We start from the raw sequence: 10,664 nt of genomic DNA, 5'->3' as shown, positions 1-10,664 counted from the left end.
GTGTTGGGAAACTAACGCCCCACTTTTCGTTGTTTATCTTATTTTCTTAAATTTTTCTAAACTGCTTTCGTCGATCTCAGTGGTGCATTTTTGGCGGTCTATTATGTCACGTTATCTAAGCGGCCGTTGAGTAAACAGGAAGGAGTTTATGGACAAAAAAACGCTGACCCGATTAACTAAGCAACATTCTGTTTTAGGTGCTATTAGCGCCTGTATTCTTACCATCGTTTTTGTTTGTGGCAGCTTACTTTTTTTCCGCGGTCAATTGCTGAATTGGCAGTTTGCTTGGCAGCAAGATAGCCAGTTAGAGCGTGCAATGTCTTGGCAAACAGCGGTGACGGACTTGACCGAAAAAGTCCCTGACTTTGTTGATAAACGTATTACATTAACGACAGATCCGCAGCACAACCATTTGTTTCAGATTTATGTTGGCCACGACGATCGCCTGCTCTACAACAATCAAACTCAACAATTATTCGGACAAGACTCAGCGCAACAAGCGGTATCTGACTTCTTGTATTTTTGGCACATTAATTTTACCACCCATATTGGTACGGACATCATTGCACTCGCTTGTATCTTCTTGATTATGGTCACCATTAGTGGGATATGGATCCGCTGGAAAGATCTGCTGAAAAAATTTCACCAGTACCGTGCCAAAGGCAAGTCTCGCGATGTGTTTAAAGACAGTCATGTCTTGTTAGGGCTTGGCGTAATGCTGTTTATGCTGATGTATGGCTGGAGTAGTGCATACTTCAACGTTGGCTACGAAATTAATGGGCCAGTGTATCACGAGTATGCAAAAAAGAGTGGCGATAGCTACTGGGATGAATTGGGTTTTCCACGCAAGCCAGAAAACTATGATATGGATACTAAGCTAACCGCAGAGCGGCTTAATCAAGTCATTTCTGATTATCAGCAAGCTTACCCTGAGATGCGTATCGCGCGCTTTGATATATATCCAAGGCCTTGGGTTCGTTTAAGAGTGAGTGGGGAGTCGGACCGCAGCTTTGAGTTTGTCACCGCGTTTTATGATGTGCATGGTAATTTATTGTATGAGCCGCAGCGCAAGCCATTAAATGATGTGTATAACATTATGGTACAGTTGCATGAAGGGCACTTGTTAGGTAAGTCATCGCATTTACTTTATTTCGTACTGTCTATGATGGCCATTGCAGCGATGCTGATAGGAAACCTGTATTGGTTAGCTATCCGAGAGCCAAAACGTGCTGGACAAACGCTATTTAAGTTACAGCGTTTTTGTTTAGAGGCAGGCACATGTGGCGCCTTATTTGCCGTGGCGCTGCTGCTGGTATGTACACGTTTGTTTAGTCAAGGTGAACCATTACTGGTGCTGACAAATCAAGTTATCGTGATCTGTAGCCTGCTCGGCTGTGGGGCACTGACACTGTATTTTTCGCAAGCGAAGGATTCTGCCCATGCTGTGCTGCAAGGTGCGGGGGTTTTATTCTTATTGTTGCCACTCATTGATTTAATCCGGTTTGCTTCAGGCCATGAGTTATATAGTTTTGTCGGTAGGGACATGATCACAGTGAACATCGCATTTATTGCGTTGTCTGGTTTGAGTTTTGGTTTGGCAACGGTGGTGGTACGAGTAACTGATAAGGTGAAAAAACGCAGTATTGAATTGGAGCCTGCCTAATGATTGCGTGGTTTTGCTTTGTGTTATTAGGTTTTATGTTATTCAGCCAATCTAAATATTGGCCGTATGCACCTGTACGCGTGTTTGATCGAGGGTTTACGTTGGTGAGTGCGAAGCAAGTACTTTTAGCAAGTGTGATAGTACTGACAATTGTTTACTACCTGCAAATGGGGTTGATCGCCGCACTATTTTTAGTGTTATTTGCACTGAGTATCGGTCTGCCAATCGTTGTTATGATGGGGCATCACAGGGGGACGGCACCAGTCCTGATGCTGCTGACACTCGCTGCACTTGGTGGGGTTTTATGATGCGAGTGTTGAACTTTGGCGTGGTACTTGGCTTACTGGTTGGCTGGTTGCTCGTAAGGGGTGGCATTTGGTTGAGCCTCGACTTATTTGGTTTTGATTTTCATAGCGTACTGACTATTTCAGAGCTATTTAGCATCGTCATAATTGCAGGCGTTGCTTTTCATTTTACGATGCTAGGTGACTACAAGTCTCAATTGCTGCTGGCAGCCAAGTATTTAGTCCCTATGGGTGGATTGTTTGTTTTGTTATTTGGGATTAATTTACTCGCCTAAATTGCCACCATCTATTTTGTTATTAATATAATCATAAATATTTTACATCACTTAAGGTGCTGATAATTATTAAGTTTAATTAAAGCTGTGGTGCTTTTAACTACAAATGCCACCACGGCGCTAAATTTTTTGAATATTGCATCGTCTGCCCTTCAGTAATTAAGAGTTTTTACTTCGACTAGGATAAGGGAGTCAAACGACGTATGAAGCAATATTCTACGATTGCAAAAGCGGTATGTATTGGACTATTGGCAAGTAGTTCTTCAGTAGTATTCGCAGATGATGCGAAATTAGATCTAGAGCGCATCGAAGTAGTGGGTAAACACCATCGTGATGTAGGTGCTACAGGTCTGCCACTGGCAATTGGCGATACACCTCAGTCAATTTCGATTGTTGATAGCGAATTTATGTCTTTTCACGACATTAACTCAGTAGGTGATGCACTGTCACACAGTGCGGGTGTATTTGCTGAAAACTCATTAGCTAACCGCTCTCGTTTTGTTTACTCACGTGGTTTTGAAATTAACCGTTATCTTATCGATGGAATGGGTGCTGGTAGCAGTCCAGTAAATAGTAACTTATTGGATACCAGCATATTCCAAAGTGTTGAAGTGATCCGTGGTTCAACCGGTATGCTTCAAGAGATTGGGCAACCTTCTGGTACTGTTAACCTTGTACAGAAACGTGCTTACAACACAACGGGTGGATCCGTTTCTGCAGAATATGGTTCTTGGGACAAACGCCGTGTTGACGCGGATGTGAACGTTGCCCTAACCGCTGATGGTTCTGTTCGTGCACGTACTGTGCTTGTTTATGATGACGCTGAGTCATTCGTTGAGCGCTCAGGCTCATTACGTAAAGTCATGTATGGCACTTTGACTGCTGATTTACGTGATGATTTACAAGTTTCTGTATTTGCTAGTCAACAAAGTGATGACTTAGATGCGATGTCCAATGGCTTACCGTACAGATTCATTACCGGAGAGCGTGTCACCTCAGGTATTGAACTGAACTTTTACCCAGATTGGGCGACGCAGAGCACAGATCAAGAAAACTTAATGGGTGAAGTACGTTATCAGATCAACGATAAATGGAATGTGGTTGCCCGTACACACAGATCAGAAATGCAAGATGATCACCTATATACCGATCTGGATTTCCACTTAGAACGCAACGGCGATTACTTCTTATATCTACGCGACAACAGACGTGATTACACTTCAGAGCGTACTGAGTTCAACTTAAATGGTCAATTTAGCCTATTCGGTCGTGATCATGACCTAAACTTTACGTATGCGGACACCGAGTTTGAAGAAGAGTATTGGAGCTATCGTCCTGTTGGCGGAGCTGGTGGTAACTTCTTCGCCGAGCACGCACAGCAACCAGCACAAGCTAAACCAGAAAAGCCTGCGTTCGATTATGCCAATGGCGCTTTAACACACAGTCAGCTAGAGTCACAAAGCTTGCGTTTGGCGTTGAATTTAAATGTCACAGACAGCTTGAATTTCTTGGTTGGTGCTAACTACAAAGACATCAAAGCTGAAGGTGTGTCTCGTAATGTTGCGAGTAAACGCGATTTCTCTGACACCAACATCTACTTCGGTGGTGTGTATCGTTTCAATGAGCAAACGATGGTCTATGCGAGCTACACAGATATTTCTGATCAGCCAGCACACTATGACAAAAACAACCAGTTACTTGACTCTCCTGTAGGTAAAAATAAGGAAGTCGGTGTTAGGTATGCAACACAAGACGATGCTTTCACAGTCGATGTGGCTTACTTTGATATCAGTCAGGACAACTACCCTGTGCGTGTTGCTGCGCAAGATGACTCTGGCGAGATTTACTATGTAGGTCAGAGCGGCATTGAGTCAAAAGGTTATGAGGTTGAGGTAACGGGTCATATTACGGATCAATGGTTCGCTTCAGCATCTTATGCAGATATCGATGTATCAAACCCGAATGCTTTGATTGATAGAACCATCATTATTCAACCAAAAGAAGTCTTCAAGTTCAGTTCTTTCTATGACTTTGAAGGCGGGTTACAAGGCTTACGCGTTGGTGGTTACCTCACGTATGCCGGCGACCGAAAAGGCTTTAATGGCCTTGGCCGTGGCACAGAGTACTTTGATGTGAGCTCGAATACTCTACTTGGTTTCTCTGCCTACTATGAATTCAGTGAAGCATTGAGTGCGAAGTTCAATATTCACAACTTACTGGACAAACAGTATGACGCTAAAATTGCGTTCTTGACGGTTCGCCCTGGCGACCCGCGCAATTACTCGCTACAGCTGACATATTCGTTCTAAATACGCGATATAAGTGCCTAGTTTAATGCTAGGCGCTTAGCAGTGTATATTCGCAGCACAAAGCCCCACTCATGTGGGGCTTTTTTGTGGGCACTTCAATTCTGCATATTTAGGGGTCATCAGTCAGGTATTGAGGTTCGTTTCTAAATGGTATGAGAAGATAAAAGCCACCCGCTAAGGAGAGGTGGCTTTGGGTTGTGTGGTCAAAGTAGGACACCACCATCGGTGGTTAAAATGTTGCACCACCATCAATGGTTAACACTTGCATGGTGGTATGTGAAGAAAGGTTAGAGGCCAAAAATACAGCACTGTTGGCAATTTCTTCAGGTGTTGCGATTTTTTGTAGAGGAATACCAAGTTTATATTGCTCAGCGAATCCTTTGATGACACGCTGTGCGCCTTGGTCGTCCTGCCACATACCTGTTTGCATTGGGGTGAGGGTTGAACCCGGAGCAATCACGTTACAACGCACGTTGTAATTGGCCCATTCAATGCCTGCGGTCAACGTTAATTGCGTTGCCGCGGCTTTAGAGGCGCAATAGGCGGCCATTTGTTGACGTGGCGTATCGGCAGCGTTGGATCCGATGGTCACTAAACTGCCCGTGCGCTGCTGTTTGAAATGTGCGCCACAGCACTTAATAAACGCGAAGAGGCTGGCTGCATTTACATTGTGACAGTGCTGCCATTGGGCCAGGCTTAATTCTTCGAGTGCACCCATCTCAAGCACACCAGCAACGTAAATTAAATTATATGGAGCAAGTTGTTGTTCAATGAGCTCTGCAAGTAATTGCTCTACTTGCTTTGGCTGTGAAAGGTCACAAACCACTTGCTTGTGCAGTGCATCGGTTTCGGTAAATTGACGGTCAAATCCTATGACTTTGGCGCCGAGGGCAGCAAACTGCTTTGCGACTGCAAGGCCGATACCTTGGCCTACACCGGTGACCCAGATAATCTTGTCGCGGTACTCTTCCTGTAAGGTTTGTTCAAACTGCATTATAAATTCCTCAGAGGTCTTTTTTGCGAAGTAAGTCTGCAACCTGACTGAGCGTTAGTTTAGGCTGCGTGGCCCAAATTTCTGCCGCAGCAAAAATACGCGCTTGAATCATCAAAGTATCTGCTGCTGTATAGCGTGCAATATTGCTATCAAAATCGACCGTGGCAGGTTTATCTGCCAAAAGGTGAATTTGCAACATAATATCGTCAGTGGTGCCCGCGCTCAGAATATGGCTGTTTGTTGCTACGCCTGCGTATTTTGGGGCACTAGCAAAAGGCAGTAAGTTCACTGTTGGTCCTAGAATGCTCAGTGATTTGCCCTGCTTTTGTCTGTCTCTTTTGAGGGACTCAACGCGATAACTCTGTACTTTCTTAAGTGCTCTTATTTGATGATTGATAAGTGCGGCAGCAGCACTTAAATCGATGTTTTCATTTAAATTCAGAGGCAGAGGTAACACGTTGCTCTGAACACACGGGCAGCTCAGCTCTGGTATTGCTTGGCGATTCATCATCACCATGCCTAATGTCACATGGTAGTTTTGGTGCTGGGCTACTAGAGACGCCGCAATCGCTGCCAGTAGTATTTCGCTGCTGGTTGTATCGGCAATCTGCGCTGCGGATTGAATGGTATGCCAATCCGATTGCTCAAAGGTGCTTGTCAGGCGCGTATTTGGCTCTGCAACATCAGCCTTAGAGTCACTGAATGTATTTACCGCAGGTACAGCATCAAGCCATTGATTAAGCGTTTCTTTGGCTTGTTTTTGCTGTGCCAAATAAGCGTCACTGTTGTGTAGTTCGAGTAATTGCTGTTGTTGAGTGAAACGCAGTTTAGGTAAGGGTTTACCTTTGCTGAGCGCGTTGTAACAGCGATTGAGTGATTGCGAAAATAAGCCAAAACCATAACCATCTAGAAGTAGATGATGCGCTACTATTACCAAGTAGTCTTGCTCAGGAGCGCGCAGTAAAAACAATTTCATCAACGCTTCTTGGTTAAGGTCAAAGGGCTTTGCCAAATATGGCTTGGCAAAGTTTTGTGCGAAGGCCAAAACATCTTCAGGGTCATGTTCTAATTCTTGGCTGATGATTTCAGGCACAGTGTCATCGGGGAGCAATTTTGGCGTGTAGTCATCACTGCGTATAAAGCGACAAGCAAGCGTATCGCTTGCCTGCCAAACATGGTGCAATGACTGTTGTAGCCAGTTTGCCGAGATCTTACCTTTAAATTCTAAGCACTCGGCCACATTGAATAGCTCACCTCGACCACTGATGGTATCGAGCAGCCACATAGCATGCTGCGAATCAGTAAGCGAGAGAGGGTGGGTCATCAGTCTTCCTTACGTTCTTCTAACAACTCTACCCAAGCGGCCAAGGTTGGGATCTGTGCTAATTCAATAAAGTTGGTTTCGATCCCTTGTTGTTGCCATAAGGAGATCAAGTTCATCACTTGCACTGAATCTAACCCGTAGTCGATCAGACTTTCGTGCTCGTCAAATTCATCTTCTTCACAATCGATCAAAGTGAGAATGTGTGCTTTAAGCCCTTCAAGCGAAGTGAGATCCTGACTCTGAGTGCCTAAGATCTCCGACATCGCGATCACTTTACCGCAGCGTTTTGCGACAAAATTAAGCGCCATCATATGTTCTTCTTTACTGAAGTCGGCGATCGCATCGGCCACTAAAAATGGTTCTATGTCACGCATGAAAGCATCAACGGCTGTGGTCATGACACCGATATGGCCGTAGATCCCCACAATTAACAACTGATCGCGTTGTTGATCTCGCAATTGTTGCTCAAAGTCACACTTTTGAAATGCGCTATAGCGCCACTTTGTGAGCACTACATCTTTTTCAGTTGGCGCAAGTGCATCGACAATCGGTTGCTGCGTTGGATCTTGCAGGCCCGGCCCCCACATATCCGAAAGTAAACCGCGCTCGTGTTTACCCTGCTTGATTGGCTGAGCCGTGTAATAAACTGGAATATTGTGCTCATAACAGTATGCTTTAAGTGCCTGAATATTCTGGATCATGGTCTCGATCAATGGATTGTCTTCGCCATAGAAACCCACAAAGTAATGTTGTACATCATGGATCAACAGTGCCGCACGAGTGGGATCTAATTCCCAGTCAACACGGTTTTGTGGCAACTCTGCGTCACGTGGCAGCGGGTAATGGTTTAACTTTGGAATGCTCATGTTGTTCTCTATTGTTCGAAAGTGGCACGCAGGGCTTTTTTATTCACTTTACCCACGGCTGTTAACGGTAGTTGTTCTACAAATTTAAATTTGTCAGGCACTTTGTAGTCGGCGATGCCGAGCTGGCGAAGATACTTACGTAATATTAAGGTGGTCAGCTTTATGCCTTGATCTGCGACGACAAAGGCACAGCTTTTTTCTCCAAGCGCTTCATCAGGCATAGACACAATCGCGACTTGCTGGATGTGCTCATGGCCCAGTAAGTGGTTTTCAACTTCTTCGGCTGCTATTTTTTCTCCGCCACGGTTAATTTGATCTTTGTCGCGGCCTTCCACGATTAAATGACCCGATTGTAGTTGTTTAACAATGTCTCCTGAGCTGTAAAAACCGTCCTCATCGAAAGCATTGGCATTGTGCGTCGGGGATTTGTAGTAACCTCTGAATGTGTATGGGCCACGGGTCATCAGCCGCCCTGATTCACCCAAGGGGACTGGTTGCCCGTTTTCATCCACGATCTTTATCTCATCCAGATCACTAATAGGGCGGCCTTGGGTCGTGAGGATCAACTCCTGATCGTCATCATATCGGGTGTAATTCACAAGGCCTTCAGCCATACCAAACACCTGCTGCAGTTGGCAGCCAAGTACAGGCGATACCTGTTCGGCAACACTGCGACTGAGCTTTGCGCCACCGACTTGGATCACTTGTAAGCTCGATAGATCGGTCGCAGACGCGTTGGCATGTTGAAGCCAAAGTTGTAGTGCGGGTGGCACCAAAGCGGTGTGTGTGATGGCAAAACGTTCAATCAGTGGGAAACACACCGTCGGGCTTGGATCATTGGCCAAGATCACGGTACCACCAGCGATAAACACTCCCAGCGCACCAGGAGAGCTGAGTGGAAAGTTATGCGGCGCAGGCAGCGCACAAAGATAGCGCGTATCACCGTCGAGCTCGCAGATCTCCTTGCTTGCTACCACAGAATAGAGATAGTCATTGTGTGTGCGCGGGATAAGTTTTGGTGTGCCCGTGCTGCCACCCGATAATTGGAAGAAAGCAACATCTTCAGGATTAAGATCGTTCGCGCAAAAAGAGTGTTTTTGAAGGTAGCCCTGTTTTAGCTCGCTGTTACCCTTGCTGTGATCTGTGATGATCTTGCTTAAACAAGAAAAGCGACTGAACAGTTCATCTATAAACTGCTCATCACCGAATAAAGCGTGTGCTGAGGAAACTACCATCGCTTTGGGTTGCAAGATCTCACAATAACTCTGCAACTCAGTGCGCTGATGATTAAACAAAGCGCAAACCGGAGCGACGCCCAATTTTAGGAGGGCAAAATAAGTAATGTAAAACTCGACGTTGTTAGGCAGTTGAACAACCGCGGTATCACCTTGCTGGAGGCCCTGTGACTCAAGATAACCAGCAAGGTTATTACTGTAGTCGTTAAGCTCTGCATAGGTAATTTGACGTTGGCCGTCAGCAACGGCGATGCCTTGACTATTATTTACCAACTGATCCGAGAGGATCGTAGTCAGTGGTTTATCTTGCCAGTAACCTTTGGCGCGGTATTGTGCGGCCAGCTCAGCTGGCCAAGGTGTGTATTCGATGCTCATATATTTTACTTGTTAAAACTGGAATAAGCTTGCTGTACCGATAAGGCATTCAGCATCGTTTTAAGTTTGGCTTCAGTTTCTAGCCATTCGGAGCTTGGATCAGAAGCGGCGACAATCCCCGCTCCTGCAAACAGGCGGGCAACGTGTTCTTTTAACTCACCACAGCGGATCACAACCACCCACTCTCCGTTACCATGCTGATCGCACCAGCCAATGATCCCAGAAAACAACCCGCGATCATGACCCTCTAAATCGAGAATGTGTTGGTAGGCCGGTTTAGTGGGTTTACCACACAATGCGGGTGTTGGGTGTAACTGATTCGCCAGCCCTAGAATATGGGTTTCAGGATCTTTTAAGTGCCCAGAGATCACGGTCGATAGATGCCACATGGTTGCGGTACTGAGCAGATCTGGCTCAGCGGGGATCGCGAGGTTGTCACACACGGGTTCAAGCAATTGGCGCATGTCTTCGATCACCACGGCGTGCTCGTAACGATCTTTTTTCGAACTAAATAGTACTGCGCGACGTTGCGCCTCTACTTTCTCGCATGGATCGCGCGGGATCGAGCCTGCCAAAGGGTTACTAATGACTGTTTGATCTTGCTTTCTTAACAATAACTCAGGACTAACCCCCATTAACACCGCATTACTTTGGGTAGGAAATGCAAAGTGATAACCAGATTGGCTTTGCTGCAATAGTTGATTCAGTACATGCTTGCGGTTGAGCGGTTTTGAAAACTCTAAATCGACCTGTTTACTCAGTACGATCTTTTCGAGTAAATCGCTGTTAAACAGGGATTTCGCATCCTTAACTGTTTGCTCAAAATGGCTTCTATCTTGCAGATAATTTATTGCCTTTAGCGAATTGCTGTCAGTGTCCGCCTCAGTAACTTGGGCGTTAAGCCACTGACTAAACACGCTCTTGTCCCAGTGCGCGACAGTTTTTGGAATAATGAACTGGGCATTCTGGTGTTTGCAAAAAGGCAAAACACCAAAAGCGATGGCATTGTCGCTGTCACCTTGGTGTGCACGCATTTGTGACTGAAGTTCCTCAACTAAATACTCGGTATTAGCAATGGGAATACTAAAGCGGTGCTTGATACCATGACCAAGTAAGCAGTTATTGCCTGATACAAAAAGACAATCTTGATCTAATAGGAATTCGCCCAAAGACTGAGCTTGCGCTAAGTTGGATATTTCGCCAGCATGCATAATGTAACCTTTTTGCGTTGTCATTCGACTGCTGCAATAAATGCGGTCAGCCCTCAATGTGTGTTCAAGACGTGTCAATCACAAAAAGATTTAGTGCTGTGTAAGAT

The 10,664-nt window shown here is 45.5% G+C and carries 9 protein-coding genes; 4 read left to right on the top strand and 5 right to left on the bottom strand.

Annotated elements, in window-relative coordinates; translation table 11 throughout:
* The first annotated feature begins 148 nt into the window (after positions 1 to 148).
* The 4 genes from N480_RS10420 to N480_RS10405 all read left to right on the top strand — a co-directional run bounded on the left by N480_RS10420 (position 149) and on the right by N480_RS10405 (position 4,552).
* Entirely contained in the window at positions 149 to 1,663 is a 1,515-nt protein-coding gene (locus tag N480_RS10420; RefSeq protein WP_063372436.1) for a PepSY-associated TM helix domain-containing protein, read from the top strand.
* Positions 1,663 to 1,971, top strand: coding sequence for a hypothetical protein (locus N480_RS10415; protein WP_063372435.1), 309 nt, complete (start codon positions 1,663 to 1,665; stop codon positions 1,969 to 1,971). The genes N480_RS10420 and N480_RS10415 overlap by 1 nt, the downstream gene beginning before the upstream one ends.
* Positions 1,968 to 2,243, top strand: a complete 276-nt coding sequence (locus N480_RS10410) for a hypothetical protein (protein ID WP_063372434.1) — start codon at positions 1,968 to 1,970, stop codon at positions 2,241 to 2,243. Before N480_RS10415 ends, N480_RS10410 begins: the two co-directional genes overlap by 4 nt.
* A gap of 203 nt (positions 2,244 to 2,446) precedes the next feature.
* The gene (locus N480_RS10405; RefSeq protein ID WP_063372433.1) at positions 2,447 to 4,552 is read left to right on the top strand and encodes a TonB-dependent siderophore receptor; all 2,106 of its coding nucleotides are present in this window, start codon (positions 2,447 to 2,449) and stop codon (positions 4,550 to 4,552) included.
* A 229-nt stretch (positions 4,553 to 4,781) separates the two neighbouring features.
* On the opposite strand, the gene dhbA is transcribed toward N480_RS10405, so the two are convergent.
* From dhbA to N480_RS10380, 5 genes are read right to left on the bottom strand one after another with little or no spacing between them, the layout of a single operon-like run.
* Complete coding sequence (gene dhbA, locus N480_RS10400) at positions 4,782 to 5,546, bottom strand: 2,3-dihydro-2,3-dihydroxybenzoate dehydrogenase (RefSeq protein WP_063372432.1); 765 nt, start codon at positions 5,544 to 5,546, stop codon at positions 4,782 to 4,784.
* 10 nt (positions 5,547 to 5,556) lie between these two features.
* The gene (locus N480_RS10395) at positions 5,557 to 6,870 is read right to left on the bottom strand and encodes a condensation domain-containing protein (protein WP_063372431.1); all 1,314 of its coding nucleotides are present in this window, start codon (positions 6,868 to 6,870) and stop codon (positions 5,557 to 5,559) included.
* Positions 6,870 to 7,736 (bottom strand): isochorismatase family protein, encoded by an 867-nt coding sequence (locus N480_RS10390; protein ID WP_063372430.1) that lies wholly within the window; start codon positions 7,734 to 7,736, stop codon positions 6,870 to 6,872. The genes N480_RS10395 and N480_RS10390 overlap by 1 nt, the downstream gene beginning before the upstream one ends.
* A gap of 8 nt (positions 7,737 to 7,744) precedes the next feature.
* The gene (locus tag N480_RS10385; RefSeq protein WP_063372429.1) at positions 7,745 to 9,346 is read right to left on the bottom strand and encodes a (2,3-dihydroxybenzoyl)adenylate synthase; all 1,602 of its coding nucleotides are present in this window, start codon (positions 9,344 to 9,346) and stop codon (positions 7,745 to 7,747) included.
* Between the two features lie 5 nt (positions 9,347 to 9,351).
* Positions 9,352 to 10,581, bottom strand: a complete 1,230-nt coding sequence (locus N480_RS10380) for an isochorismate synthase (RefSeq protein ID WP_231102248.1) — start codon at positions 10,579 to 10,581, stop codon at positions 9,352 to 9,354.
* Positions 10,582 to 10,664 lie beyond the last annotated feature (83 nt).

The organism is Pseudoalteromonas luteoviolacea S2607 (assembly GCF_001625575.1).
In the GTDB taxonomy this organism is placed as follows: domain Bacteria; phylum Pseudomonadota; class Gammaproteobacteria; order Enterobacterales; family Alteromonadaceae; genus Pseudoalteromonas; species Pseudoalteromonas luteoviolacea_E.
The sequence above is the reverse complement of the archived record's forward strand: the minus strand, read 5'-3'. Positions and strand labels throughout refer to the sequence as shown.

Bases quoted from the DNA above. Each gene is read 5' to 3' on its own strand.
- N480_RS10420 (WP_063372436.1), top strand. From the start codon at position 149: ATGGACAAAAAAACGCTGACCCGATTAACTAAGCAACATTCTGTTTTA.
- N480_RS10415 (WP_063372435.1), top strand. From the start codon at position 1,663: ATGATTGCGTGGTTTTGCTTTGTGTTATTAGGTTTTATGTTATTCAGC.
- N480_RS10410 (WP_063372434.1), top strand. From the start codon at position 1,968: ATGATGCGAGTGTTGAACTTTGGCGTGGTACTTGGCTTACTGGTTGGC.
- N480_RS10405 (WP_063372433.1), top strand. From the start codon at position 2,447: ATGAAGCAATATTCTACGATTGCAAAAGCGGTATGTATTGGACTATTG.
- dhbA (WP_063372432.1), bottom strand. From the start codon at position 5,546: ATGCAGTTTGAACAAACCTTACAGGAAGAGTACCGCGACAAGATTATC.
- N480_RS10395 (WP_063372431.1), bottom strand. From the start codon at position 6,870: ATGACCCACCCTCTCTCGCTTACTGATTCGCAGCATGCTATGTGGCTG.
- N480_RS10390 (WP_063372430.1), bottom strand. From the start codon at position 7,736: ATGAGCATTCCAAAGTTAAACCATTACCCGCTGCCACGTGACGCAGAG.
- N480_RS10385 (WP_063372429.1), bottom strand. From the start codon at position 9,346: ATGAGCATCGAATACACACCTTGGCCAGCTGAGCTGGCCGCACAATAC.
- N480_RS10380 (WP_231102248.1), bottom strand. From the start codon at position 10,581: ATGACAACGCAAAAAGGTTACATTATGCATGCTGGCGAAATATCCAAC.